This window comes from Verrucosispora sp. NA02020 (assembly GCF_013364215.1).
Lineage (GTDB): Bacteria > Actinomycetota > Actinomycetes > Mycobacteriales > Micromonosporaceae > Micromonospora.
The window spans coordinates 4,625,481-4,651,490 of record NZ_CP054923.1; the positions used below are offsets into that span (position 1 = coordinate 4,625,481).

26 protein-coding genes and 3 pseudogenes are annotated in these 26,010 nt (G+C 72.4%); 11 read left to right on the plus strand and 18 right to left on the minus strand.

What is annotated here, in order from left to right:
* The first annotated feature begins 84 nt into the window (after positions 1-84).
* The 3 genes from HUT12_RS20140 to HUT12_RS20150 all read left to right on the plus strand — a co-directional run bounded on the left by HUT12_RS20140 (position 85) and on the right by HUT12_RS20150 (position 2,915).
* A complete protein-coding gene (locus HUT12_RS20140; protein ID WP_176094358.1) occupies positions 85-1,029 on the plus strand; it encodes a serine/threonine-protein kinase in 945 nt (314 codons plus the stop codon).
* A 53-nt stretch (positions 1,030-1,082) separates the two neighbouring features.
* Entirely contained in the window at positions 1,083-1,502 is a 420-nt protein-coding gene (locus HUT12_RS20145; RefSeq protein WP_131055450.1) for an OsmC family protein, read from the plus strand.
* 543 nt (positions 1,503-2,045) lie between these two features.
* Complete coding sequence (locus HUT12_RS20150; protein WP_176094359.1) at positions 2,046-2,915, plus strand: hypothetical protein; 870 nt, start codon at positions 2,046-2,048, stop codon at positions 2,913-2,915.
* 88 nt (positions 2,916-3,003) lie between these two features.
* Here the strand turns inward: HUT12_RS20150 and HUT12_RS20155 are convergent, their stop codons facing one another.
* The 4 genes from HUT12_RS20155 to HUT12_RS20170 form a co-directional block, all read right to left on the minus strand.
* Positions 3,004-3,450 (minus strand): response regulator, encoded by a 447-nt coding sequence (locus tag HUT12_RS20155; protein WP_131057747.1) that lies wholly within the window; start codon positions 3,448-3,450, stop codon positions 3,004-3,006.
* Between the two features lie 59 nt (positions 3,451-3,509).
* A complete protein-coding gene (locus tag HUT12_RS20160) occupies positions 3,510-3,869 on the minus strand; it encodes an STAS domain-containing protein (RefSeq protein ID WP_131057746.1) in 360 nt (119 codons plus the stop codon).
* Positions 3,870-3,946: 77 nt separating this feature from the next.
* Complete coding sequence (locus tag HUT12_RS20165; protein ID WP_176094360.1) at positions 3,947-5,008, minus strand: B12-binding domain-containing protein; 1,062 nt, start codon at positions 5,006-5,008, stop codon at positions 3,947-3,949.
* Positions 5,005-6,747, minus strand: a complete 1,743-nt coding sequence (locus tag HUT12_RS20170; protein ID WP_176094361.1) for a PP2C family protein-serine/threonine phosphatase — start codon at positions 6,745-6,747, stop codon at positions 5,005-5,007. The genes HUT12_RS20165 and HUT12_RS20170 overlap by 4 nt, the downstream gene beginning before the upstream one ends.
* 281 nt (positions 6,748-7,028) lie before the next feature.
* On the opposite strand from HUT12_RS20170, the gene HUT12_RS20175 reads away from it, so the two are divergent.
* Positions 7,029-7,382 (plus strand): STAS domain-containing protein, encoded by a 354-nt coding sequence (locus tag HUT12_RS20175; RefSeq protein ID WP_131057319.1) that lies wholly within the window; start codon positions 7,029-7,031, stop codon positions 7,380-7,382.
* Between the two features lie 87 nt (positions 7,383-7,469).
* Complete coding sequence (locus HUT12_RS20180) at positions 7,470-7,817, plus strand: STAS domain-containing protein (RefSeq protein ID WP_131057321.1); 348 nt, start codon at positions 7,470-7,472, stop codon at positions 7,815-7,817.
* A 70-nt stretch (positions 7,818-7,887) separates the two neighbouring features.
* Here the strand turns inward: HUT12_RS20180 and HUT12_RS20185 are convergent, their stop codons facing one another.
* A complete protein-coding gene (locus tag HUT12_RS20185) occupies positions 7,888-8,190 on the minus strand; it encodes a hypothetical protein (RefSeq protein ID WP_176094362.1) in 303 nt (100 codons plus the stop codon).
* Positions 8,191-8,419: 229 nt separating this feature from the next.
* Between HUT12_RS20185 and HUT12_RS20190 the strand changes: the two genes are divergently transcribed.
* Positions 8,420-9,400 (plus strand): DUF2267 domain-containing protein, encoded by a 981-nt coding sequence (locus HUT12_RS20190; RefSeq protein WP_176094363.1) that lies wholly within the window; start codon positions 8,420-8,422, stop codon positions 9,398-9,400.
* A gap of 47 nt (positions 9,401-9,447) precedes the next feature.
* Here the strand turns inward: HUT12_RS20190 and HUT12_RS20195 are convergent, their stop codons facing one another.
* The 6 genes and pseudogenes from HUT12_RS20195 to HUT12_RS20220 all read right to left on the minus strand — a co-directional run.
* Positions 9,448-10,749, minus strand: a complete 1,302-nt coding sequence (locus tag HUT12_RS20195; RefSeq protein ID WP_176094364.1) for an NAD(P)/FAD-dependent oxidoreductase — start codon at positions 10,747-10,749, stop codon at positions 9,448-9,450.
* A 48-nt stretch (positions 10,750-10,797) separates the two neighbouring features.
* Complete coding sequence (locus HUT12_RS20200; RefSeq protein WP_176094365.1) at positions 10,798-11,085, minus strand: DUF6510 family protein; 288 nt, start codon at positions 11,083-11,085, stop codon at positions 10,798-10,800.
* A 12-nt stretch (positions 11,086-11,097) separates the two neighbouring features.
* Positions 11,098-11,820, minus strand: a complete 723-nt coding sequence (locus HUT12_RS20205; RefSeq protein WP_131055056.1) for a ferredoxin reductase — start codon at positions 11,818-11,820, stop codon at positions 11,098-11,100.
* 8 nt (positions 11,821-11,828) lie between these two features.
* Positions 11,829-12,428: a sulfite oxidase-like oxidoreductase gene (locus HUT12_RS20210; protein WP_176094366.1), complete on the minus strand. Its 600-nt coding sequence runs from the start codon at positions 12,426-12,428 to the stop codon at positions 11,829-11,831.
* Positions 12,429-12,468: 40 nt separating this feature from the next.
* Positions 12,469-13,194 (minus strand): annotated as a pseudogene (locus HUT12_RS20215) (TerC family protein); the annotation flags it as partial.
* Positions 13,195-13,245: 51 nt separating this feature from the next.
* Positions 13,246-14,205: pseudogene (locus HUT12_RS20220) on the minus strand (TerC/Alx family metal homeostasis membrane protein); the annotation flags it as partial.
* A 456-nt stretch (positions 14,206-14,661) separates the two neighbouring features.
* On the opposite strand from HUT12_RS20220, the gene mgtE reads away from it, so the two are divergent.
* Complete coding sequence (gene mgtE, locus HUT12_RS20225; protein ID WP_176094367.1) at positions 14,662-15,990, plus strand: magnesium transporter; 1,329 nt, start codon at positions 14,662-14,664, stop codon at positions 15,988-15,990.
* Positions 15,991-16,195: 205 nt separating this feature from the next.
* Here mgtE and HUT12_RS20230 read toward each other — a convergent pair.
* Positions 16,196-17,167 (minus strand): annotated as a pseudogene (locus HUT12_RS20230) (TerC/Alx family metal homeostasis membrane protein); the annotation flags it as partial.
* Positions 17,168-17,423: 256 nt separating this feature from the next.
* On the opposite strand from HUT12_RS20230, the gene HUT12_RS20235 reads away from it, so the two are divergent.
* Entirely contained in the window at positions 17,424-18,596 is a 1,173-nt protein-coding gene (locus HUT12_RS20235) for a CaiB/BaiF CoA-transferase family protein (RefSeq protein ID WP_176094368.1), read from the plus strand.
* A 1-nt stretch (position 18,597) separates the two neighbouring features.
* Here the strand turns inward: HUT12_RS20235 and HUT12_RS20240 are convergent, their stop codons facing one another.
* Entirely contained in the window at positions 18,598-19,005 is a 408-nt protein-coding gene (locus tag HUT12_RS20240; RefSeq protein WP_176094369.1) for a DUF2267 domain-containing protein, read from the minus strand.
* 133 nt (positions 19,006-19,138) lie between these two features.
* On the opposite strand from HUT12_RS20240, the gene HUT12_RS20245 reads away from it, so the two are divergent.
* On the plus strand, positions 19,139-19,411 hold the full coding sequence (locus HUT12_RS20245) for a DUF2795 domain-containing protein (protein ID WP_131055072.1): 273 nt from the start codon (positions 19,139-19,141) through the stop codon (positions 19,409-19,411).
* 292 nt (positions 19,412-19,703) lie between these two features.
* Here the strand turns inward: HUT12_RS20245 and HUT12_RS20250 are convergent, their stop codons facing one another.
* The 3 genes from HUT12_RS20250 to HUT12_RS20260 are packed head-to-tail and all read right to left on the minus strand — an operon-like array spanning position 19,704 to position 22,102.
* Entirely contained in the window at positions 19,704-20,675 is a 972-nt protein-coding gene (locus HUT12_RS20250) for a pirin family protein (RefSeq protein WP_176095879.1), read from the minus strand.
* A 32-nt stretch (positions 20,676-20,707) separates the two neighbouring features.
* A complete protein-coding gene (locus tag HUT12_RS20255) occupies positions 20,708-21,700 on the minus strand; it encodes a hypothetical protein (protein ID WP_254876899.1) in 993 nt (330 codons plus the stop codon).
* Positions 21,701-21,757: 57 nt separating this feature from the next.
* Positions 21,758-22,102, minus strand: coding sequence for a MazG-like family protein (locus HUT12_RS20260; protein WP_131057275.1), 345 nt, complete (start codon positions 22,100-22,102; stop codon positions 21,758-21,760).
* A gap of 108 nt (positions 22,103-22,210) precedes the next feature.
* On the opposite strand from HUT12_RS20260, the gene gdhA reads away from it, so the two are divergent.
* Positions 22,211-23,548 (plus strand): NADP-specific glutamate dehydrogenase, encoded by a 1,338-nt coding sequence (gdhA, locus tag HUT12_RS20265; RefSeq protein WP_176095881.1) that lies wholly within the window; start codon positions 22,211-22,213, stop codon positions 23,546-23,548.
* Between the two features lie 192 nt (positions 23,549-23,740).
* Here the strand turns inward: gdhA and HUT12_RS20270 are convergent, their stop codons facing one another.
* Positions 23,741-24,856 carry an erythromycin esterase family protein gene (locus tag HUT12_RS20270; RefSeq protein WP_176094370.1) on the minus strand — a complete coding sequence of 372 codons (1,116 nt, stop codon included), beginning with the start codon at positions 24,854-24,856 and terminating at the stop codon, positions 23,741-23,743.
* 34 nt (positions 24,857-24,890) lie between these two features.
* Complete coding sequence (locus HUT12_RS20275) at positions 24,891-25,298, minus strand: MerR family transcriptional regulator (protein ID WP_176094371.1); 408 nt, start codon at positions 25,296-25,298, stop codon at positions 24,891-24,893.
* Between the two features lie 63 nt (positions 25,299-25,361).
* Here HUT12_RS20275 and HUT12_RS20280 point away from each other — a divergent pair, with 63 nt between their 5' ends.
* Positions 25,362-25,958, plus strand: coding sequence for an NADPH-dependent FMN reductase (locus HUT12_RS20280; protein WP_131055245.1), 597 nt, complete (start codon positions 25,362-25,364; stop codon positions 25,956-25,958).
* Positions 25,959-26,010: the final 52 nt, after the last annotated feature.

Consider the following 26,010-nt stretch of genomic DNA (forward strand, 5'->3'; position numbering starts at 1 on the left):
CCCTGATCAACGACGGGGTACCGTGCCGGACGCCGCCACGTCAGGTGAGGCGCGGCACAGCAGCACGAGGACGAGGAGCGGTCCATGCGGACGCTGGACGGGCGATACCGGCTCGAACAGCGCATCGGCGTCGGCGGGATGTCCGAGGTCTGGCGGGCCCACGACTCGGTGCTCGACCGGCCGGTCGCGGTGAAACTGGTGTCGCCGGGTCAGCCGGACGGGGACGCCTCGGTCGAGCGGATCCGCGCCGAGGCCCGGTCGGCGGCCCGCCTGGTGCATCCCAACGTCGCCAGCGTGCACGACTTCGGCACCTGCGCCGGCCTGCCCGGACGCGAGCAGCCGTACATCGTGATGGAGCTGGCCGAGGGGTTGACGCTCGCCGCGCACCTGCGCGCCGGGCCGCTGGACTGGCAGATCGCCGTCCGGGTCTGCGCCGAGGTCAGCGCCGCGCTGGCCGCCGCACACGCCCACGGCATCGTGCACCGCGACGTCAAACCGGCGAACGTGATGCTCACCCCGTCCGGGGTGAAGGTGCTCGACTTCGGCATCGCCACCCCGAACGGCACCACCGACTACGCCCCCGACGGCGTGGTGGTGGGTACGCCCGCTTACCTCGCCCCCGAGCAACTGCGTCAGGCGCCGGTCACCACGGCGGCCGACATGTACGCCCTCGGCGTGCTGCTCTACTGCTGCCTGGCCGGGCGGTTGCCGTACTCGGCGGACAGCGTCACCCAGTTGCTCGGGCCGCACGGACGGCAGCCACCGCGCCCCCTGCCCGAGGTCCCGGGCCTGCCCGCCGAGGTGGCCGACCTGTGCCGGCGCTGCCTCGCCGACGATCCCGCCCGGCGGCCGACCAGCCTGGTCACCGCCCTGCTGCTGGCCGAGGCGGTGGACGCCCGGGTGTACGTGCCGATGCACCAGCCCCTGCTGCCCCGTCAGCGCCCACCGGTGAGTCCGTGGACCGAGCGGGCGGCGTCCGAGGCCACCGAGGCCGCACCGCGCGTGCAGTGGAGCCGGCATCCCCGGTGAGTTTCACCCGATCGGGGTCGGGTAGCCGGGCGGGGAGCGACGGGAGGAACGTGATGAGTTCCTGGCTGAACGAGGTTGCCACGGCCACCGCCGAGGGCGGCCACATCCACACCGACGACGAGGCGCTCTCCACCGGCCTCGCCTCTCCGTTGGCGGCACACTGCAGCGGGCTCACCCCGTCGCAGCTGCTCGCCGCCGCCTTCGCCTCCTGCCTGCACCACGCGGCGGTCGAGGCGGCCGGGGGGATCACCGACGAGGCGCACACCGTACAGGTACGGGCGGAGGCCAGCCTCGGACGCGACGACGACGGCCGGTACCGGGCCGACGTGCACGCCTCGATCTCGTCGGTGGGCCTGACCCGCCAGCAGCTCACCGAGCTGGTGGAGCAGGCCGACCTGCTCTGGCCGTTCTCCAGCGCCGACGGCAGCCGGCACCGCCTCACGGTCACCCCGGCGGAGAACGGCCGGCACTGACCCCGCCAGGCCCAGCGGCCCGCGTCGCGGCCCCGCCCTCTGCGCCGATCATGGCGTCATGGCACCCGGCCCGCCGATCACGCGTTGACGCACACTCGGCCGCCGATCATGGCGTCATGGCACCCGGTTCGTCCGCTTGTCGGGCTTTATGTCGTCGCCACAAGTCCATGATCGACGGGCACCCCGGACGCTGGGGGCGCCTGGGTACTCGGCGCCTAGGACAGTGGGGCGGGCGGGGGCGGTGGGGCGGGCGGGGCGGGTGGGGACGAGGGGGGCCGACCGCCTGACCGGTGCGGACGCGATGGGCCCAGGCAGCCCTCCACCGTTCGGGGGAGGCGCGGTCGGGTCTCCATCGACGGCGGCGAGATCCCTTTTTCGTCCTATTCACACCGTAAAATCCGGCATTACGGGCACGACGGATAGACGAGGTGCATCCGCTATCCGGTCAACCGGGCGGTATCGACCGGTGAACAGCGACGAATTGTGACGCACGCCACCAAGCGGGCTGATGGCAACGGGCCGAAGGCTTTCTAGCCTCGGCGGGTGCATCCCGACGACCCCATCGACCAGAAGCTGAACCCCGAGCGACCGGCGAGCCGTACGGCCGACGGAGCATCCTCCGAAAGGACGACCGGACGACACCGCCGCGTGGTGAACCCACGTCGTGGTGTCCGTGCCCGGCTGGCCTCCACCCCGGTCCGGGTGGCCCTCGCCACCGGCGTGACCTGCTGCCTCGGCGCGGCGGCGGTGGCGACGGCGACCCGGAACGACGACGAGCCACCCCGGGCCCGGGTCGCCGATGCGGTGGCCGAGCGCGCCCTGGCCGCCGAGGACGACCCCGCCTCCCGTTCCTTCGACCGCAGCCCCTCTCCCACGCCGCCCAGCCCGAGCCCCAGCGCGTCGCCGAGCGCCTCGCCGACGCCGAAGAAGACGACCTCCCCGAAGCCCAAGAGGACGACGCCCGCCCCGCCGGCGCGACCCAGGCCGGTCGCCGGACTGACCCAGGCGCAGATGGACAACGCCAAGGTGATCGTGGACGTCGGCGTGGACCTCAAGATCCCGCGGCAGGGCCTCGTCGTCGCCGTCGCCACCGCCATGCAGGAGAGCACGCTGCTCAACTACGCCAGCGGCGTGCTGCCCGAGTCGCAGAACTACCCGCACCAGGCGATCGGCTGGGACCACGACTCGGTCGGACTGTTCCAGCAGCGGCCCAGCAGCGGCTGGGGCACCGTACGCGACCTGATGCGGCCCGCCTACGCCTCACGTGCCTTCTACGAGGCGCTGGTGAAGGTGCCGGGCTGGCAGCAGATGAGCATGACGCTGGCCGCCCAGGCGGTGCAGATCTCCGCCTACCCGTACGCGTACGCGCAGCACGAGCAGCGGGCCGAGACGATCGTGGCGGCGCTGACCTGACGCGCCGTCGCCGGTCCGGCCCGTCCCTCGTGTCCGGCGGGGACGTCGGCCGGACCGGCGGAGACGGACCCGACCGCGACGTGACGTGTCAGACGCGCTTGGGCAGCACGACGACCCGGCCGAAGAACTCGTCGATGCGGTGCACGACGTCGTTGAAGTCGTCCAGGTCGATCGGCTTGGTGACGTACGCGTTGGCCTGCAGCGTGTAGCTGCTGATGATGTCGGTGTCGGCGTTCGAGGTGGTCAGCACGACGATCGGGATGGTCCGCAGGTCCTCGTCGTTCTTGACCTCGCCCAGCACCTGACGCCCGTCCATCCGGGGCATGTTCAGGTCGAGCAGGATGACGTCCGGCCGGTGCGCCCCGGTGTGCCGCCCCTCGCGACGCAGGAACTCCATCGCCTCCTGGCCGTCGCTGACCACGTCGATGACCTTGTCGACGGTCGAGGTGGCCAGTGCCTCCTCGATCATGAGCACGTCACCCGGATCGTCGTCGACGACGAGGATGTGTACCGGGTCAAGGGTGCGTGCGCCCATCGTTACCTGCCCTCAGGTCGGCGAGGGCGGGACCTCTCGGCCCCGCGCTGGCGGGAAATCTAGCCCATCCCCGGGCGGTCGGTGGCCGCCGGGTCGACGGCGTCAGCACCGTACCCCAGCACCTCGGCGAGACCCGTCACCGTCAGCACCCGCTGCACCCGGCCGGTGGCGCCGGTGACGCGCAACCAGCCGCCCTCGGCCGCCGCCCGGTTGTCTCCCCGGACGAAGACCGAGATGCCGGTCGAGTCGCAGAACGTGAGGTCTGTCAGGTCGACCAGCAGCCGGCGCTCACCGGCGTCGGCCAGCCGTTCGATGACGGCGGTGAGTTGCCCGGCGCTGCTCATGTCGAGTTCGCCGGCGAGCCGGAGGCGGGTCGGCCCGCCACCGAGACGCTCGGCGTACGTGACGGTGAACGTCACGGTGATCCCTCCCGCCGTCCAGAGACGGATGCTTGCAGTGGCGCAAGTATAGAGCCAGCCTGACAGCCGGCCGGATCCTACGCCTCGGCGGGTGCCGGACGGGCGCAGCGCGCCGCCACCACCGCGCGGCCCGACCGCAGGTATCCGGCGGCGCGGGGGAAGTCCTGCAGGACGCGGGCGTAGTGGCCCAGGACGGTGTCCACGGCGGACTCCGGCACCCCGCGGCTGTCCAGCACGGCCGCCATCCACTCGACGAACTCGGTGAACAGCGTGTCGTCGTCGACGTAGAGCGCGGCGGCCAGGAAGTCCAGGACGTGGCCGAGGTCGCTGACCGTCGAGTCGGTCTGGGCCGGGGTGTAGTCCCGGGCGGCCGGATGTCGGTGCGCCAGATCGGCCAGCGCGCTGTCGATCAGCTCACCGCGCCGGGCGACCAGGGCGGCGTACTCGTCGTCGGCGAGGTGCGCCAGGCTGGCCGGTGGCGGCCCCGCCCGCAGCGCCCGCTCGTCGCCGAGCAGGCGTGCCGCGGTGGGTCCGTCGGGCGCCCACAGCACGCCCAGGCGCCGCGCCCAGCGGCCGTCCGTGCCGAAGCCCCGCCCGCCGACCACCACCGGCACGTCCGCGCGCTGGCATGCCTCCACCATGCGGTGGGCGTGCGGCAGCCGCATCGGCAGCGCGCACGCCAGCGCGACCGCGTCCGCGTCGTGGCGGTGCAGGTACGACACCAGGTGCGCGGCGGGCACGCTGGCCCCGAGGAAGGTCACCTGCCAGCCACGCAGCCGCAGCATCTCGGCGACCAGTCGCGCCGGCAGCGCGTGCCACTCGCCGTCCATGCAGGCCACCACGATCCGACCTCGGGTCGGCCGCACCTCGCGATACGCCGCGATCGCCCCCACCACCCGCTCGCTGATGTGGGTGGCGGCATGTTCCTGGGCCACGCTCCACTCGTTGCGGGCCCACCGCTCCCCCACCTCAGCCTGGGCCGGGGCGACCAGTTCGAGCAGCAGCCGTTCGGCCGGCACCCCACCGTCGAGCAGGCCCCGGGCCACCTCGATGGCGGCCGGCTCGTCGGCCTCGGCGAGACAGTGCAGGTAGTCCTCGTACGCGGCGGCGGAGAGGACACCTCTGGTCGCGGTGGTCACGACCCGGTCGTCCCTGCCCCGTCCCCAGGTGGGGTGGGCACCGCGTGCAGGTGCCGGTGCGAGCGCGGGCCGGCGCCGGTGGCGCGCAGCGCGAGCACCGCGATGTCGTCGTGGTCGCGGTGGGCCAGCCAGTCGCAGGTGACCTGCTCGATCCGCTCGGCCAGGGCGGGCGCGGGCATCCGCTGGCAGTCGGTCACCGCCTGCACCAGCCGGTCGGTGCCGAGCTGCTCGTCGCCGCGCCGTCCGCCGCGTGCCTCGGTCACCCCGTCGCTGTAGAGCAGACACGTCTCACCGGGGGCGAGCCGGACGGTGACCTGACCGACCCGCGGGTCCGGCACCACGCCGATGAGCATTCCGCGCAGCGGCAACTGCTCCACCTCGCCGGAGGCCCGCAGCACCAGCGGCGGCAGGTGCCCGCCACCGGCCAGCGTCAGCGACAGGCCGCCGTCGCGGTGCGGCCGGACCACGCCCAGCACCAGCGTGGCGAACCGGCCCTGTCCGTGCGCCAGGGTGGTCTCCAGCAGCGCGTCGTTGAGCAGCTGCAACAGGCGGGCCGGCTGCTGCTCGACCCGGTGCAGCGCGTGCAGGCACTGCCGTAGCTGGCCGGTGAAGACGGCCGCCTCCACACCCTTGCCGGAGACGTCGCCGAGGAAGAACACCGAGCCGCCGTCGGGCAGCCGGTGGGAGCCGTAGAAGTCGCCGCCGATGCGCAGCCCCGCCTGGGCGGGGCGGTACGCCGTGCCCCACTGCACGCCCGGTGCCTCCACCGGCTCCACCGGCAGCAGGCTGGACTGCAGGGTGTCGGCGACCTCCGCCTGTTCGCGATAGAGCAGCGCGGTGGTCAGGGCCGCACCGGCGCGGGCGGCGAACGCCCCGATCAGGTCGACGTCCTCCTCGGCGTACCAGTCGGTGGCCGCGCGGGCCACCAGCAGCACTCCGGCGGGCGCGTCCCGGCCGGGAAGCTGCACCAGGCGGGCGCAGACGTCGGCGGCGGCCGACCCGGGCAACCAGCCCGCCTCGACGGCCTGTTCGACGAGCCAGTCGACGGTGTGCGGCTGGACTCCCCGGAGGCTGTCGGCGACCGCCTGCGGCAGCTCGGTGACGGAGAGCACGCCCCGCTCCACCACCGGCGCGTCGTCGTCGGCGCGGCTGGCCCGCCACCAGCGGGCCCGGCCGGAACGCGGCGCCAGCACCAGCACCGCCACCTCCGCCAGGGTGGGTACGGCGAGCCGGACCACCGCTGCGGCGGCCCGGTCCGGGTGCAGCGGGTTGCCCAGCTTCTCGCCGACCACGGCCAGGAAGGCGGACCTGGACCGCTCGGCCGCCAGCGCGTCGGCGCGGACGACACTCTCGCTGACGTCCTCCACGTACCAGCAGCTTCGACCGGCCGACAGCGGCACCCGGCGGGCCCGGAGTCGCCGGCCGTGGTGGACGAACTCGGTCGGATCGGCACGCAGTCCGTCGATCGTGCCGAGCGTGCCCCCGACGGCGATCTCCGGCAGGAGTCGCTCGGCGACGGGGCTGACGTGCCACACGGTGTCGTCGGGACCGCACACCACGAGTCCCTCACGGAGGTGCTCGACCACCTCGGGCCAGTCGGCTGCGGCGTGGGAGCGCTCCAGGGCGGAGAGGCCAGCGGTTGAGGACGCATCCGGGCGCCATGCCGAGACCCGGGCGACACGCGGCGGGGTAGACCGTCCGTCGCCGGGCTCGAGATCCCTGACGTCGGTACCCGTCACCAGCTCGGCCCTACTCCTGTCGATTTCCGCACCCGCGTTGCGCGGGGTGCACGGCGTTTCCCCACCCACCCTACGCTGCTCCCGCGCTACCGCCACCCGGCAGCGATCACGGCCGAGCGGCCCGCGCGGGACGCGTCGGCGGACGCGAGCGTGCCGGTCGCGCCCGGGAGGCGGTGCAGCTCAGGGATTGTTACGATCCGGGACGCCCCTGCCCGCCCACCCCCGCGGAAGGCTGATCGTTGCTGTCACACGGTCGGAGACCCGAGTCGACGCCCCTGAGCATGTCCGTCGACCGGGCCGATCCCCGAGCACCCGTCATCCGGGTCGGTGGAGACCTGGCCTACACCACGGCGGCCCCGCTCCGGGTGGAGATCGACCGGCTGCTGGGCACCGGGCCCGTCACGCTCGTGCTGGACTTCGCCGACCTCCAGTTCATCGACAGCACCGGGCTCAGCGTGATCGTGCACGCCTGGCGTGAGGGGCAGCAGCACGGCAGCACGGTCGAGCTGCGCGCGGTGCCGCGATTCCTGGAGACGATCCTCGACATGACCGGCGTCACCGGGCTGCTCGCCCGTCCGGTCGGCGGCGGTGGACCGGCGACCGGGTCCGAGGGCCAGCCAACCGTCACCGCGTAAAAGGCCATCACTGCGAAAATGCCGGTCTCCGGGAGAAACGCCGACCCCGCGACTTGCGTCAGACGCAGGGACTGGGAGCATGGGGGCATGTCCTCACCGCTGTTGGCCATCACGGTCAGCCGTCTCGACGCCGAGCGCGCCGAGCTACGGCTCACCGGTGATCTGGACTTCGACAGCGCACCCGACCTGATCGCCGCCGTCACGGAGCTGCACCGCTCCGGCTACCGGCAGCTCGTCATCGACCTCGCCGGGGTCGGCCTCTGCGACTCCTCCGGGCTGAGCGCCTTCGTGATGGCCCACCGCAGCGGCTCCGAGCCGATCCGGCTGGTCAACGTCAACCCGCCGCTACGTCAGCTGCTGGACCGCACCGGCCTGGCCGAGCTGCTGCAACTGCCGCCGGCCGTGGACGGCGACGGCATCACCGCGGTCGGCTGACCGCGCCGGACGCCGCCCGACAGGGGTGGCCCCCGACCCTGGGACCAGGGGCCGGGGGCCGGAACAGGGATCAGGGCGTCGGGACCGTACGGCCGACGGCGCGGTGCGGTGCGACGGCGGTCTCCGCGTCCTCGGGAGGTCCGGCCTCCGGCGGCTGGAACAGATACCGGACGAACTCCCCGTCCGTGCCGTCGTCCTCCGCCCCGGGCCACTGGCCGGCGCAGTCGACCCCGATCACCTCACGGCCGGTGCCGTCCGGCTCCTCCAGCAGCGCCCACAGCGTCACCGGGTAGCACCGGGTGTCCTCGGCGGTCAGCCGCCATCGCGCGTACCAGCCCGGTCGGGCGGGGACGATCTCGACAATCTGCTTCATCGGACCTTCCCTTCCGCGTGCCTCGGAAGTTCGTGCCTCACACCGGGTTGTCCGGCCACCCCGATCGTCCGGCCGGCGCGGGTGAGCGCCCCTCACCCGCGCCGGATGAAGCCCGAACACCCGGCCCGGACACCCGGCTCGCGGCATCGGGCGATCGTTTCGTGCTCGGTGGCAACGGGAACGCGTCGCCGGAGGCCCGCACGAGAACCGACGGAAGCGAGGTGTCACCGTGCGCAAGCAGATGGAGGGCGACAACCAGCGCCGCCGCGCTCTGGCCCGGCAGGCCCGCGAACGCGGCATGCAGGCCGCCGACACCGGCGCGAGCCTGAGCGCCTCCAAGCAGCTCACGCACCTGGAGCAGAGCAAGCGCGCCGGACCGCCGCCGGCCGGGAAGAACCGCAAACCGGACACGACGCGCGGTGGGCCCGCGCCCCCGCCGGCCGGGGTCGCCGCGAACCCTCGGCCCCGACCCGATCCGGGCACGAACGCCCCGGGAGTCACCAGCATGGGCTACCGCGAACTCGTCGAGGACGTCGTCCGGCGGTCCGGCGTCGACTTCCGTACCGCCAAGGTCGGGGTCGAGTCGACGGTGCTCGTGCTGGCCACGGCCCTGGAGGCCGGCGAACGCCAGCGCCTGCTGCGGGCGGTACCGGACTCGCTGCACGACGTCGTGCCCGTCGACGGCATCCGACGCCACCGGGACCTGTCCGGGTTCCTGTCCGAGGTGGGCCGGATCAGCGGACGCACCCCGGAGCAGGCCCGCTACCAGGCCGAGGCCACCCTGGCGGCGCTCGCCGAGCAGGACCGCGACCTGGTCGAGTCGCTGCACGTACCGGACGGGTTGCGCGACCTGCTCGACCCGCCGGCAGCCGGCGGCGGTGTGGTCGGCACGAACGGCGGCACCCCGCCGCTCACCGACACGGAGCTACGCGACGCGCTGAGCGGGCTGCCCTACTGGTCCGGTAACAGCGACGCGCTGTCCCGGACGCTGGAGCTGCCTGCGGAGAACCTCGACCGGGTGCTCGACCGGCTCGACCTGCTCCGGGACGAGACCGGACGACGGCCGCGCATCGGCCGCGCCGGCCCCACCACGGCGGTGCTGACCGTCAGCAGCCGCAACGCCGGAGCGGTGACCGCGCTGGACGTCGACCTGGCCCACGCCGTCGACGACGCGATCGACGAGGCGGGCGCCGGAATGGCCGACGGCTGATCCCCGCCGCCGGGCCGGGTGGACGAGTTCCCCGGCCCGGCGGCCGGTCAGCGGGCGTGGCTCGGCAGCTCCGGCGACTCGCTCTCCAGCGGCACCGCGTCGGCGGGGATCAGACCCAGCTGCGCCGCCGAGCGGGGCAACGCGGCGTCGAGCAGCCAGTCCGCGCTGACCCGGGCCCGGTTGCCCGGCATGGCCAACAGGTGGTAGCCACGCGTCACGGCCTTCGCCGGCAGACCCGACAACGGCACCTTGAGCGGGTTCGCCGCCGCCTGCTTGCCGCCGAGGTCGACCACCCACCCGAGGTCATGGTGCTTGTACGGCCGACGCCGCCCCTTCCCGTAGGAGGCGGCGATGTTGTGCGCGGCGAGTTTGCCCTGCCGCTGGGCGTGCTGGGCGGTCATCGTGCAGATCTCGCCGGGCCGGGTCAGGTCGGGCACGGCGGCGGCGTCACCACAGGCGAACACCTCGGGGAAGCCGGGCACGTTGAGGTACTCGTCGACGACCAGCCGCCCCTTCTCGGTCCGCAGGCCCAGTTGCGCCACGAAGGGGTCGGGACGGACGCCGACGCACCAGATCAGCGAGCAGGTCGGCACGTACTCCCCGTCGGTGAGGGTGACCCCGTCGGAGGTGGCGACCGCCACCGAGGTGCCCATCCGCACGTCCACGCCACGTCGGCGCAGCACCCGGTCGGCGGTACGGGACATCCGCCGGTCCAACTCGGGCAGCACCCGGGGCGCGACGTCCAGCAGCATCCACTTCGGGCGGATCGGCAACCGGGGACGCTGGGCGGTCAACTCGTCGGTGAAGAGCTGCCCGTGTGCGGCCACCTCGGTCCCGGTGTAACCGGCGCCGACCACCACGAACGTGGCCCGCGCCCGCTGCTCGGCCGGGTCCTCGGCCTGCTCGGCCAACTCGATCTGACGGACCACGTGGTCGTGCAGGTAGAGCGCCTCGGGCAGGCCCCGGAACCCGTGCGCGTACTCGGTCACCCCGGGAATGGGCAGCAGCTTGTTCACGCTGCCGACGGCGAGGATCAGCCGGTCGTACGCCAGCCGGTTGCGCTCGCCCTCGGGCTGGGTGAAGCCGACCCACCGGTTCTGCAGGTCGACGTGGTCCGCCTCGCCGATGACCACCCGGACCCCGTTCAGCGTGCCGGTCAGCGGCACCGCGATCCGACCCGGCTCCACCACGCCGGCGGCCACCTCGGGCAGCAGCGGCAGATAGAGGAAGTAGTCGGTCGAGTTCAGCAGGACGATCTCGGCCCGGTCGCGGGCCAGCCGGCTCAGCGTCTTCGCCGCGTGGTACCCGGCGAAACCGGCCCCCACGATCACCACACGAGGCTTCGTCATTCCGGGCCCGTTCCCACCCCGCAGGCCGACAAACGTCGCCCCGCCGACCTATCGGCGCAACGTCCGGTCCGGCGGCATCGGGAACTGGAGGAACGTAGCGCCCCGCAGGTCCAGCCAGGCCCGGTCCGGCGCGCGGACCAGCCGCAGCATCACGTCCGCGCAGGCCGGACAGCGGGCCACCAGCCCCGGCGCGTGCGAGTAGACCCGCAGTCCGGCCATCGGGCCGGCGGTGCCGCAGTGGGCGCAGCGGCCGGTGGCCGTGCTCAGGTCCACCGCGAACACCTCCCCCAGCGGACCGTCGAGCATGTTCCCGTCCACGTACGGCAGGGCGGTCATCCGCGGCTCCTCTCAGCCGGTCGGGCCGAAACGTTCGGTGCGTACCTGTCGGGCCGGGTGACCCAGGCCGACGAGCAGGTCGGAGACGGTCTCCACGAAGCCGGTCGGTCCGCAGACGTAGACCAGCGGCGTCAGCTCCGGCGGCCACCCGTGCGTGTTGACGTCGGCGAGGCCGAGGCGGTGCGGCTCGCCCGACCAGCCGTCCGGAGCCTCGCGGGTGTAGACGTAGGCGACGTCCAGGCCCGCGTCGTCGCGGACCCGTCGCCGCAGTTCGTCGGCGTAGAACACGTCGGTGGGCGTGCGGACGGAGTAGATCAGCCGGAACGGGGTGCGGCTGCCGGCGGCCCGTCGGGCGCGGATCATCGCCATCAGCGGCACCACACCCGAACCACCGGCGACCAGCAGCACCGGGTCGGTCTGCGTGGGCCGCCAGACGAACCAGCCGCCGACCGGGCCCCGGACCTCGATCGGGTCACCCTCGCGGTAGCCGTCCACCAGGAACGGCGACACCTCGCCGTCGGGCACCCGCTGCACGGTGACCTCGATCCGGTCGCCGTCGGCCGGCGCGGCCAGCGAGTACGACCGGGCGGCCTGGTATCCGTCGGGTGCGGTCAGCCGCAGGTCGACGTGCTGTCCGGGTACGTGGGCGGTCCAGCCCGGCACCTGGAGCACCAGGGTGTGCGCGCTGGGCGTCTCGACCCGGCGGTGCACCAACCGGGCCGGCTGCCACCGCATCCGCCCGCTCAATCGCCCTGGTACCGCTGCTCACGCCACGGATCCCCGTAGTCGTGATAGCCGGCGGTCTCCCAGAAGCCGGGGGTGTCCTCCAGGCCCAGCCGGATGCCGCGCACCCACTTGGCGGACTTCCAGAAGTACAGGTGCGGCACCAGCAGTCGGGCCGGACCGCCGTGCTCGGCGGGCAGTTCGGCGTCGTCGTACGTGTGCACCAGCCAGGCCCGACCGTCCATCAGGTCCTCCAGCGGCAGGTTGGTGCTGTAGCCGCCGTAGGAGTGGGCGAGGGCGTAGTCGGCGGCGGTGTCCACCCCGTCGAGCAGGGTGTCCAGCGAGACGCCCTGCCAGCTGGTGCCGAGCTTCGACCAGCGGGTGACGCAGTGGATGTCGACCGTCGGGGTCTCCTGCGGCAACGCCATCATCTCGGCCCAGGACCAGCGGTACTCCGCGCCGGTCTCGGTGGTGATCACGAATTCCCAGCTCTCGCGCGGCACCTTCGGTGTGGGGCCGGCGGAGAGCACGGGGAAGTCGGGTGTCAGGTACTGACCGGGTGGCAGGTCCGGCGCTTCGGAGCGTGGCCGGCCCTGGAAGCCGGGCGTGACGATACCCACCGCACAGTCGTACCACGCCCGGCTCCGCCATGGGGGCGGGTCACTTCCGTTCGGTGACGACCTCCTTGGAGCCCGGCACCACGTTGCGGGTGGCACGCAGGCTGGTGATCGTCACGACCGTCAGCACACCGATGATGACCAGCAACGACGCCACGGTCGGGATCTCCGGCACGCCTTCCCAGACGCCGTGCGCCCAGTGCAGACCGAGTTTGACGCCGATGAACGCCAGGATCACGGCGAGGCCGTAGCTGAGGTGGACCAGGCGGCTCAGCGCGGCGTGCAGCACGAAGTAGAGCGCCCGCAGACCCAGCAGCGCGAAGGCGTTGGTGGCGAAGACGAGGTACGGGTCCTCGGTGATGCCGTAGACCGCCGGGACCGAGTCCACCGCGAAGACCGCATCGGCGGCGAAGACCGCCACCACCACCAGCGCCAGCGGCGTGAGCGCACGCCGACCGTCGACCCGCACGACCATCTTGGTGCCGTGGTACTCCTGGACCACCGGCATGAACCGACGCAGCAGCCGCACCGACCGCATGTTGCCGATGTCCACCGTCTGCTCGTGCCCGGTGAACGCGTCGCGCAGCAGCTTCGCGGCGGTGAACAACAGGATCAACGCGAAGATCAGAAATGCGAAGTCCAGCGTCTGCAACGCCGCCGCGCCCAACGCGATGAAAATGCTCCGCAGCACCAGCGCGCCGGTGATGCCGAAGAGCAGCACCCGCTGCGCCAGCTCGGTCGGCACCGCGAACGCCGCCAACAACAGCATCCGTTCGGTGACGACCTCCTTGGAGCCCGGCACCACGTTGCGGGTGGCACGCAGGCTGGTGATCGTCACGACCGTCAGCACACCGATGATGACCAGCAACGACGCCACGGTCGGGATCTCCGGCACGCCTTCCCAGACGCCGTGCGCCCAGTGCAGACCGAGTTTGACGCCGATGAACGCCAGGATCACGGCGAGGCCGTAGCTGAGGTGGACCAGGCGGCTCAGCGCGGCGTGCAGCACGAAGTAGAGCGCCCGCAGACCCAGCAGCGCGAAGGCGTTGGTGGCGAAGACGAGGTACGGGTCCTCGGTGATGCCGTAGACCGCCGGGACCGAGTCCACCGCGAAGACCGCATCGGCGGCGAAGACCGCCACCACCACCAGCGCCAGCGGCGTGAGCGCACGCCGACCGTCGACCCGCACGACCATCTTGGTGCCGTGGTACTCCTGGACCACCGGCATGAACCGACGCAGCAGCCGCACCGACCGCATGTTGCCGATGTCCACCGTCTGCTCGTGCCCGGTGAACGCGTCGCGCAGCAGCTTCGCGGCGGTGAACAACAGGATCAACGCGAAGATCAGAAATGCGAAGTCCAGCGTCTGCAACGCCGCCGCGCCCAACGCGATGAAAATGCTCCGCAGCACCAGCGCGCCGGTGATGCCGAAGAGCAGCACCCGCTGCGCCAGCTCGGTCGGCACCGCGAACGCCGCCAACAACAGCATGAAGACGAACAGGTTGTCCACCGACAGCGACTTCTCGACCAGATAGCCGGTCAGGTAGTGGACGCCCGGCTCGGAGCCGAACTCGGACCACACCCAGGCGCCGAAGGTCAACGGCAGAGCGATGTAGAAGGCCGACCAGCCCAGCGCTTCCTTCAGTGACACGCGGTGCGGGCGGTGGGTGACCGCGAAGTCGAGCACCAGCAGGGCCAGCACCCCGACGATCGTCGCCGTCCAGAGCAGCGGCGTGCCTACGGAGTGGAGTTCACCGGCGGAGTAAGACAATTCGGGCATGGGCCTTCCTCGAACACCGTGCATGTTCGAGGTCTCCTTCACCCACGTTTCGTGGGCAACCACCCGAGGCACACCCGGGGTGCGCCGTACTGACCGGTATGGTTCGTGGGAAGTACTCCCCTCGTACGGCCAAGGTTAGGACAGGCCGCCCCGGGCCGCCAGGCGTCGGCGCGCGGCGCGCCGGTGCGGCGGGGTCCCACCCACTCCGTGCGAGGTGGGCGGCACCGCCCGGGGCACGACCGTGGCGGAGATCACCGAGGACGTCGTCCCACGTCACCGACAGCGATTCGCCTGGACAGGGCGGACAGGAGCGCCGGCACGCCCACCGCCGGGGGCGTGCGGTGGCGACCGGTATGGCCTGGACCACGCCAGGCGGCCTTGTCGGCGTACTCGGCCCGTCCGCCGGGTAGCTACGAAACTTTGCACCGAACCAGCACCACCCACGGAGGTGATCGGATGACCGGGACGTTGCAGCAGCTCGTCGCCCGCAACGACCTCGAGATGATCCGTGGGTGGCTGGACAGCAGACCGCCCTACGAGATCGCCGACGAACTCGCCCGACTCGACGCGGTCGCCGCCGGGGTGCCGTTCCGGCTTCTCGACAAGGACCCGGCACTCGCCGTCTTCGAGGAACTGGACCCCGTGGACCAGCAGCGCATCCTGGTGGGGCTGCGCGACCAGGCGTTCCACGAGCTGGTCGAGGAGATGGACCCGGACGACCGGGCCCGCATGCTCACCGAGGCGCCGGCCAAGGTGGCCCGCCGCGTCCTGGCCGGGCTGTCGCCGCGCGAGCGGCAGATGACCGCCGAACTGCTCGGTTACCCGCCCGGCTCGGTCGGGCAGATCATGACGCCGGAGGCGGTCGCGCTGCCCCGGCAGGTCACCGCCGCCGAGGCGCTCGACGTGGTGCGGCGCAAGGGCGCCGAGGCCGAGACCGTGTACGTGTTGCCGGTGGTCGACCCGGGCCGCCGCCTGGTCGGCGTCGTGGAGCTGCGGGACCTGGTGCTGAGTGACGCTGACGTACCCGTGGCCGACCTGGTGGACACCCACGTCTTCCGGGCCCGCGCCACCGACCCGGCCGAGGAGGCGGCCCGCCTGATGCGGGAGACCAACACCCTCGCCCTGCCGGTCGTGGACAGCGAGGACCGTCTCGTCGGCCTGCTCACCATCGACGACGCGATGGAGATCATCGAGGCGGCCGACACCGAGGACGTGGCCCGTCAGGCCGGCACGGCACCCTGGCCCGGTCACTACATGGCGGTCAGCGTCTGGCGGTTGGCGCGTTCCCGGGCACCCTGGTTGCTGCTGCTCATCGTCGCCTCGGTGCTCACCGTCAACGTGCTCCAGGCGTTCGAGGCGACGCTGTCGCAGGTCACCGCGCTGGCCCTGTTCATCCCGCTGCTCGTGGGCACCGGCGGGAACGCGGGTGCCCAGGCCACCACATCGGCCGTACGCGCTCTCGCGCTCGGTGAGTTGCGCGGCTCGGACCTGCCAGCGGTGATCTGGCGGGAGTCCCGGGTCGGTCTGCTGCTCGGCGCGTTGCTGGCAGCGGTCGGCCTGGTCGTCGGCATCGTCGTGGTCGGCGGTGAGATCGCGTTGGTCGTCGGCATCTCGCTGGTGATCATCTGCGCCTGGGCCGCCACCGTCGGTGCCACCATGCCGCTGCTGGCGAAGCGGCTCCGGATCGACCCGGCGGTCGTCTCCGCACCGATGGTGACCACGCTCGTCGACGCCACCGGGCTGATCATCTACTTCGCCGTCGCCCACGTCGTCCTGACGTTCTGACCTGACCCCGCCGGCAGCCGTCCTCCGACCGCATCCGGCGGGCCCGTGGTGGGCCCGCCGGATGTGTGGTGGTGGTTCAGCGTTGCAGGGTGATCAGCGTTGCAGGGTGAGTAGTCCGGGGCGGTAGGGCAGGAGGCCGTAGTCGCCGCCGGAGTTGGGTGAACGGCCGTTCGGTGACGACCTCCTTGGAGCCCGGCACCACGTTGCGGGTGGCACGCAGGCTGGTGATCGTCACGACCGTCAGCACACCGATGATGACCAGCAACGACGCCACGGTCGGGATCTCCGGCACGCCTTCCCAGACGCCGTGCGCCCAGTGCAGACCGAGTTTGACGCCGATGAACGCCAGGATCACGGCGAGGCCGTAGCTGAGGTGGACCAGGCGGCTCAGCGCGGCGTGCAGCACGAAGTAGAGCGCCCGCAGACCCAGCAGCGCGAAGGCGTTGGTGGCGAAGACGAGGTACGGGTCCTCGGTGATGCCGTAGACCGCCGGGACCGAGTCCACCGCGAAGACCGCATCGGCGGCGAAGACCGCCACCACCACCAGCGCCAGCGGCGTGAGCGCACGCCGACCGTCGACCCGCACGACCATCTTGGTGCCGTGGTACTCCTGGACCACCGGCATGAACCGACGCAGCAGCCGCACCGACCGCATGTTGCCGATGTCCACCGTCTGCTCGTGCCCGGTGAACGCGTCGCGCAGCAGCTTCGCGGCGGTGAACAACAGGATCAACGCGAAGATCAGAAATGCGAAGTCCAGCGTCTGCAACGCCGCCGCGCCCAACGCGATGAAAATGCTCCGCAGCACCAGCGCGCCGGTGATGCCGAAGAGCAGCACCCGCTGCGCCAGCTCGGTCGGCACCGCGAACGCCGCCAGCAGCAGCATGAAGACGAACAGGTTGTCCACCGACAGCGACTTCTCGACCAGGTAACCGGTCAGGTACTCGAAGCCCCGTTCCGAGCCGAACTCGGACCACACCCAGGCACCGAAGGCCAGCGGCAGCGCGATGTAGAAGGTCGACCAACCCAGTGCCTCCCGCAGGGACACCTCGTGGGGCTTGCGGGTCACCACGAAGTCGAGCACCAGCAGGGCCAGCACGCCCGCGATCGTCACCGCCCAGAGAGTGGGCGTACCCACCGACTGCAAACCGGCAGCAGCGTAGGACAATTCGGACATTGGGCCTCCTCGAACACCGTGTCATGTTCGAGGTCTCCTTCACCCACGTTTCGTGGGCAACCACCCGAGGCACACCCGGGGTGCGCCGTACTGACCGGTATGGTTCGTGGGAAGTACTCCCCTCGTACCGCCAAGGTTAGGACAGCCCGATCCGACCCGCCAGACGGGGGCTCCTGTCGGCGTGTACCGCGTCCGACCAGGCCGGAACCCGGAGTGACGATGCCGGTACCGGACCCGGACCCGAGCGCCTATCGTGATGGCGGTGACCGCAGAGCAGGCGGCCGGCCCGCTGGCCGGAGTACGCGTGGTCGAGCTGGCCGGGATCGGCCCCGGCCCCTTCGCCGCGATGATGCTGGCCGATCTCGGAGCGGACGTGATCCGGGTGGACCGGCTCACCGACGTGGACCCCTCGGCCTTCGGCACCGCCCACCCGGACCTGCTCAACCGAGGTCGACGCTCGGTCGGCGTGGACCTCAAGTCCGCCGGCGGACGTGAGACGGTGCTCGCCCTGGCGCAGAGCGCGGACGCGCTGGTCGAGGGGTTCCGACCCGGGGTGACCGAGCGCCTCGGTCTCGGGCCGGCCGACTGCCACGCGCTCAACCCGAAGCTGGTGTACGGCCGGATGACCGGCTGGGGGCAGGACGGCCCGAGCGCCCCGTACGCCGGACACGACATCGACTACCTCGCGTTGACCGGCGCGCTGCACGGCATCGGGCGGGCGGACGAGCGGCCGGTGCCCCCACTCAACCTGCTGGGCGACTTCGGCGGCGGCGGGATGATGCTGGCCCTGGGCGTGGTCTCCGCCCTCTACGCGGTACGCGGCGGCGCCACCGGCCAGGTGATCGACGCGGCCATCGTGGACGGCGTGGCGGTGCTCGGCACGCAGATCCACGCGTTGCGGAGGCTCGGCCGCTGGCAGGACCCGCGCGGCGTCAACCTGCTCGACGGCGGCGCGCCGTTCTACGACACCTACGAGTGCGCCGACGGGCGCCACGTGGCGGTCGGCGCCCTGGAGCCGCGCTTCTACGAGGAACTGGTCCGCCGCACCGGGTTCCCACTGCCGGGCGACGAGGCACCGGACCGGACCGACCCGGCGCACTGGCCGGCGTTGCGCGCCGCCTGGGCGCGGCTGTTCCGGACCCGTACCAGGGACGAGTGGGCGGCCCTGCTCACCGCCTCCGACGCCTGCGTCGCGCCGGTGCTGGACTGGGCCGAGGCGCCGGAGCACCCGCACCTGGTGGCGCGGGACACGTTCGTGGTGCGGGACGGCGTGGTGCAACCGGCACCGGCCCCCCGTTTCTCCGGCACCCCCACCTCGGTACGCCGACCGCCGCCCTGGCCGGGCGAGCACACCGACGAGGTCCTCGCCGAGATCGGCTACGGACCGGAACGGGTGGCCGCCCTGCGGGCCGACGGGGCGGTGGGCTGAGTCAGCGGCGTCGCAGGGTCGCGCCGGGTGCCAGCGCGGGCTCGACCATGTCGCGATAGTCGCGGGGAAGCTGGACCATCAGCGTCTCGAACTCACCGGCCAGCGCCTCGCGCAGTGCGGTGAAGACCGCGCGGACCCCGCCTCGGGCCGCCGACGTCTGCACCCCGAGGCGGAACGCCACCCGGGCGGCGAACTCGTCGGCGTCGAAACGCTGGGCCGCCTCACCGTCGGGGGTCGTCCGCATCGACTGGCGCAGCGGCACCGGCAGTTGCAGAGACAGGTCCAGGGCCTCCCCGCCGGTCAGCCGCTCGGCCAGCGTGGCCAGCGTCGCCCGGGTCAGGTCCACCGCCCGCTCCGGCGTCGTACCGGCCCGCCGGGCGACCTGGTCGACGAACGTGTCGTAGTCCATCGCGTACCCCCTCGGGCGGCGGTTACCCGGCGGAGCGGGTCGGAAACGGCGGCCCGTGGCGGGGCGTGACGGCAGCCGGGGTGGGTAACCGCGGCCGGTCGTGGCCGGATCGAAGCCGGGAGGAGCCGAATCCATGGCGAGTTACGCCGACGTCCTGCAGTACCTGTCCCGCCTGGACTACCCCGCCGACAAGGACGAGGTGGTACGCGAGGCCGAACGCGAGGGGGCACCGCCGGACGTGGTGCAGGCCCTGCGCGCGCTGCCGCCGGTGGACTACGCGAACAGCACCGAGGTGGCGCGTTCCGCCCACATCGACGCGAGCGAGGAGGCCGACGACGCCCAGCGCGGCGCGGCCGGACGGGACAAGCGTCACCAGCGGGTGTCGCAGCACCTGCGCAGCATCTGATCGGTCGGTCGACGGGCGATCGCCCGGACCGCCTGTCGGCGGGTCGGGGTCACGGCACCCGACAGGACTCCGACAGGCGGGCGCCCCGGCCGCGAACCGCGACCGGGGGCGCCGCTACGTAATCGCCTGCCCTGTTAGCACGGCGAACCCGAACCGGGTCGCCATGACCAGACGGCGACAACCACCCGAACCGGGCGGCTGTTACTGCGACTACCTTACCGCACGCCATCAGCCGAACGGACAGGGGGTGCCGGACGAAGGTATTTCATCCGGTTTGTTCGGGAGCCGCCGGTCAGTTCCTGAAGCCGCCGGAGCGGTCGCGGGCCTTGAGCCGGACCGTGGGCAGCGCCGGGGCGGGCAGCGGCGGGTCGGGGTCGTCGGCGACCGTACCGAAGCGCCGACCGGCCATCCAGTCCTCCCGGGCGTCGGCGATCTCCTCGTGGCTGCGGCCGACGAAGTTCCACCACATCACCAGCGGCTCCTCGAACGGCGTCCCGCCGAGCAGCATCAGCCGGGCACCCGGCCCACCGCGCACGGTCAGGGTGTCCCGCCCGGCGCCGAGCCAGAGCAGTGCCCCCGGCTCCAGCGCCACGTCGTCCACCTCGGCGGCGCCGTCGAGCGCCAGCAGCGCGTACTCGAAGTCGCGACGCAACGGCAGTGCGGCCGGACCCGCACCGCTCAGGTCGAGCTGCGCGCCGAGCAGCGGGGTGTGCACCCGGGCCGGCGAGACCTCGCCGCCGAGGTCACCGACGAGCAGGGTGACGTCCAGGTCGCCGTCGCGCCACCGGGGCAACTCGGCGTGGTGGGCGAAGTCGGCCGCGCCGGCGCGGGCCGGGTCCGGCAGCGCCACCCAGAGCTGCACGCCGTGCATCAGCGGCGGATGGGCGGCCGGGGACCGCTCGGAGTGCGCGATGCCGTGCCCGGAGGTCATCACGTTGAGCTGCCCGGGTCGGATCGGCTGCGCGTTGCCGAGGCTGTCGCGGTGCAGGATCTCGCCGTCGAGCAGCCAGGTCACGGTCTGCAGCCCGGTGTGTGGATGCGGCGGCACCTCCATGCCCGGGCGCTGCGCCACGTCGTCCGGACCGAAGTGGTCCACGAAGCACCAGGCGCCGACCATCCGGCGGGTGCGTTGCGGAAGCAGCCGACGCACCGTCGTGTAGCGCCCCAGCGGCACGTCGTGGCCGGGCAACAGGACGCTGCCGGGGTCGACGGTGGCCACACCGGGCGGTCGGGTCTGCGCGGGCATCGACTCGGCACGTTCCACCATCCGACTGTACGCCCGCGCGCCGGACCCGCTCAGCCTCCGCGTACGGTCACCCGGTTCGCGCCCGCGACAAGGTCGAGGAAGATCCGGTCGGCGGCCCGGTCCCAGCCCGGCGACCCGAGCACCGTCTGCGGGGCGACCCCGTCGAGGCGCTCGTCGTACACGGCGATCGCTCCGGCTCCGGCGACCGACCGGACGCGGACCGGAACGCCGCCGACCACGGTGACGTCGAACCGGTTGACCCCGCCGGTGACCCGCACCACGACCAGCCCCTCCACGGCGGGCAGCCGCAGCGTGGTCCGGGTCGCGCCACCGGCCAGTTCCAGGCCGCCCAGGCGGGCGGCGGCGAGGTCCAGCCGCCGTTCGGTGCTCCCACCGGTGAGCGCCACCTGCCAGCTCACCCGGGCGTTGAGCAGCACCTCGACCTCGCCCGGACCCGCACCGTCGCGGGTCAGCCGCAGCCGCACCCGGTCGCCGACCAGTTCCGGGAGGAGCCGGGTGACCGACTCGGCCGGGGTGATGATCCGGTACAGCTCCTCCCCCAGGTCCGTCACCCGCAGGTCGAACCGGGTCACGTCGTCGACCAGTTCGAAGGTGGCCCGCCGACGGCCGTCCAGCGGCGCGGTCTCGACCTGCTCGGGGCGCTGCGCCGCCGCCTGCGCCGCGCCACCCAGTCCGCTGGTGCCCTCGGGGGCGGCGGTGACCTCCGGCAGGTCGCCGGAGAAGACCCGACCGAGCCGGTGCGGGTCGGAGAGGATCACCACCACGGCGGTCGCGCCCAGCCCCAGCATCAGCACCGCGGCGGCGGCGAGCAGCCGCGCCCCGGCCGACCATGTCGGTCGTCCGTCCCCGGGCTCGTCCCGGATCTCGGGCTCGTCCTCACCCACGGTCGCGTCGTCACCCACGGTCACGTCGTCCGCGTCTCGCGATTCGTCACCGACAGTTGCCGGTGGTGCCGGCACCGCGTCCTCCGACCCCCGACCCGAGGGTGTCAGGCGGTACGCCTCGTGCTCCGACTCGGCCATGCCACGTCCCCTTCCACGGTCCCCTACCAGCAGGTACGCGCCAGGGAGCGGGTCGGATCAGTCAACTCGGGGACGAACCTCCCCCTCGACCGGTGCGCCCAGCCGACCGGCGACCTTGTCGGCGCACCCGCCGAGGACCTCGCGGGCGTCCAGACCCAGGCTCTCGATGGCGACCAGCGCGGTGAACGCCACGTCGGCCAGCTCCGCCGCCACGTCCGCCCGGGTGTGCGTGACCCCCTTGCGCGGGTTCTGGCCGAGGAACCCGATCCAGGCGCCCGCCACCTCACCCGCCTCCTCGGTGAGCTTGAGCATCCGGCAGGTCAGCTCCGCCTCACCGGTGCCGTTTGTCACGTCCAGCCAGTCACGCGCAGTGCGTACAGTCGTCCAGATCGTCTCGTCCACGCTGCCAGTGAACCGGACAGTGGTCACCATCCGTATCCGGGGGCACCGCGTGACGGGGCGACAAGGCACGGCACCACGCCGTGCCCGGACCGGAAGGACGTGTCGGTGATGCCGGAGACGGTCGAGTCGGTGTTCGCCAGTGTGGTCAACCGCAACCCGGGTGAGCCCGAGTTCCACCAGGCCGTACGGGAGGTGTTGGAGAGCATCGGCCCGGCGCTCGCGCGTCACCCGGAGTACGCCGACGCCCGGATCATCGAACGGATCTGCGAGCCGGAGCGGCAGATCATCTTCCGGGTGCCGTGGGAGGACGACCGGGGTCGGGTCCGGGTGAACCGGGGATTCCGGGTGGAGTTCAACAGCGCCCTCGGCCCGTTCAAGGGCGGCCTGCGCTTCCACCCCTCGGTCTACCTGGGCATCGTCAAGTTCCTCGGCTTCGAGCAGATCTTCAAGAACGCGCTGACCGGGCTGCCGATCGGGGCCGGCAAGGGCGGTGCCGACTTCGACCCCAAGGGATGCTCGGACCGCGAGGTGATGCGGTTCTGCCAGAGCTACATGACCGAGCTGTACCGCCACATCGGCGCGCAGACCGACGTGCCCGCGGGTGACATCGGGGTGGGCGGCCGGGAGATCGGCTACCTGTTCGGCCAGTACAAGCGGATCACCAACCGGTACGAGTCGGGCGTGCTCACCGGTAAGGGCCTGTCGTACGGCGGCGCGCAGGCGCGTACCGAGGCCACCGGGTACGGCGCGGCGTTCTTCGCCGAGGAGATGCTCACCCAGGGCGGCGACAGCATGGACGGCAAACGGGTGGTGGTCTCCGGCGCCGGTAACGTGGCGATCTACGCGATCCAGAAGGTGCACCAGCTCGGCGGCAGGGTGGTCGCCTGCTCCGACTCGTCCGGGTATGTCCTGGACGAGAAGGGCATCGACCTCGACGTGCTGCGGGACCTGAAGGAACGCCGCCGGGGCCGGCTCGCCGACTACGTACGCGAGGTGCCGCATGCGGTCGCCGTCGCCGGGCGTACTCCCTGGGAGGTGCCTTGTGACCTGGCCCTACCGTGCGCGACGCAGAACGAGATCGGCGGCGCCGAGGCCGCGCAGCTCGTCGCCGGCGGCTGCGTCGCGGTGGTGGAGGGGGCGAACATGCCGACCACCCCGGAGGCGGTCCGCATCCTGGGCCGGGCCGGGGTCCGGTTCGCACCCGGCAAGGCGGCCAACGCCGGTGGGGTGGCGGTCAGCGCCCTGGAGATGCAGCAGAACGCCAGCCGGGAGTCGTGGACGTTCGCCGAGTCGGAGCAGCGGCTCCGCGAGACCATGCGCGACATCCACGCCCGCTGCTGGGCCACCGCCGAGGAGTACGGCCTCCCCGGCGACTACGTGGCCGGCGCCAACATCAACGGCTTCCGCCGAGTAGCCGAAGCCATGCTCGCCCAGGGCCTGATCTAACCCACCCCACCCCACCCCGGCCCCACCCCGCCACCCCGCCCGGCCCCACCCCACCACCCCACCCGGCCCCGCCCGGCCCCACCCCGCCCGGTTGATCAAGAGGTTTTGGTGCTCGACGCGCGCCCGAGAGCACCAAAACCTCTTGATCAACCGGGCGGTGGGTACCCGCAGCCGCTCCGGTGCGGCTGTCGGCTATCTCGGGTGGATCGGCGTGATCGTGGGGAGGACCGCGACGACGTCGAAACTGTGCCGGGGCGAGGGCAGCTCGTGGTAGTGCTCCTCGTCGCGCTCGGGGTCGTACATCCCGGAGATCACCCGGGTCCGCGCGGGCCGATCGAGAATCGGGGTGATCTCGGTCGGGTGCGGCGCGCGCAGGTCCACCACCCGTACGTCGTCGTCGGCGCCGGTCAGCAGCACCGCCTCCAGCGAGTCCGGGCTCGGCCGGGGAAGGTCCCGCTCGGGAATCCGGCCGTGGCCGAAGGCGAGATGGACGGCGGCGTACCGGTCGCCGAGAGCCGCCCGGAGATGGCCGCCGGTCATGACCTCGTGTGTGGCGACGCGCGCGCTGCCCTCCCAGAGGACGATGCGGTCACCGGTGCGCCGCTGGTGTGCGAGGAGGCGGTCGGCGGCGGCCCGTTCCTCCCGCGCCAGGTCGTGTCCCACGCCGATGGCGTTGGCGTGATGCGCCACGATCGCGTCGAGCAGCGGCAGCGCTTCGTCACGCTCCGGGCCCGGGTCGAGCCCGGCGACCAGGTCGTGGGCGGTGCGGGCGAGGTCGACGAAGGGCGTGCCGGGGTGGGTGCCGCGCGCACGTCGGACGTGCTCGCCGTCGTCGTGGGCGGTGCGGATGACGTCGAAGAGCTGCGTGACGCGTGTCGCCGTCGTCGCGTCGCGCCGCGCGATCAGCCCCACGGCCCGGTCGTAGTCGGCGGGCAGCACGCGCGAACCGCCGATCGCGACGATCCGCACCGGATCGGCCGGGTGCCGCTCGTTGTGCCGGCGCAGCCGGCCGAGCGCCTCGCGCATCTCGGTCGTTCGCCACGGCCCCCACGCCTGACCGAGCGCCGCGTCGAGATCGATCTGCTGCCCCTGGACGAACTGGTCGTACCGCTCACCGATGCGCGGGTTGTCCAGCACCGCGACGACGCGGAATCCGGATTCGACCAACGCGTGGGTGGTCTGCTCGACGAGGCCGAAGAGTTCGTGCGCCTCACGGGTGGAGGTGCCCAGACCGACGATCGTGGCGTGGTCGACGAGGGATGAGATGCGGTGCCCAGCCCGCTGAAGGTCGTACGTGCGTCCGCTCATACGACGCACGATCACGGTTCAACATATGGTGAAGTCAAGGCCGTGCGGGTGCTGACCGGACCGGTTCGGCACGCCCGATGTCGCAGAGCCGGGTGCCGGATTCCAGGGCAGCGAGGTGCGTCCTGAGGTCGGCCAGTCGTTCCTCGGCCTCGCTGACCAGCCGGTGCGCGACCTGACCCCACTCCTCGGGCGTCGGGTTCGCCGACAGGCCGCCGAAGAGGACGGCGATCTCGCGCACGGTCATGCCGACCCGCTGGGCGACCCGGGCGATCTCGATGCGGCACACGGCCGACTCCTCGAAACGGCGCTGGTTGCCCGTGGTGCGGACCGCGGTGATCACGCCATGGCTCTCGTAGAACCGCACGGCGGACGGCGCGACGCGACTGCGCACGGCGACGTCGCCGACGGTGAGCGTCATCAGGGAGGCCGGCTTCACACTCATATCCGCACCGTAGTCACGCCCCGACTTGACTTCAACCAATGTTCAACATGGAACCTCGCTGCCATGACCGCTTCGCACGAACAGCACGACGGCACCCCACCCGCAGGCGTACGCGTGGCCGTGATCTCGGCGAGCGTCCGCAAGGACCGGATGGGGCCGACGATCGCCGACTGGGTCGTCGCCGCGCTGGGGGGTTCCGCCGACGTCGATCTGATCGACCTGGCCGACACGCCCCTGCCCGACGACAGTCTCCTCTATCCGGGCGGTGGTCCGAAGAGCGCCGTGGCCGACCGGATCGACGCGGCCGACGCCTTCGTCTTCGTGATGCCGGAGTACAACCACAGCTACCCGGCCTCACTCAAGCGCCTGATCGACTGGCACTACCGGGAGTGGCGCCTGAAACCCGCGACGATCGTGGCGTACGGCGTCCACGGCGGATACGCCGCGATCGAGCAGCTCCGCGGTGTGCTGGCCGAACTCGGCATGGTGACCACCCGGCGGGTCGTCGGCCTCCCCGCGCCGTGGGACTGCCTGAACGACCAGCAGCGGTACGCGCCGGACGACGGCCTCTGCCGTGGCCTGGCCGGTTGTCTCGACGAGCTGCGGTGGTGGGCCGACGTGCTGGCCGACGCCCGCCGCACCCGCCCTTTCCCGGCGTAGCACCGGCGGCGGCGAGGCACGGGGTGGTGCGAAACGGTGCCGGTGCCCGCCG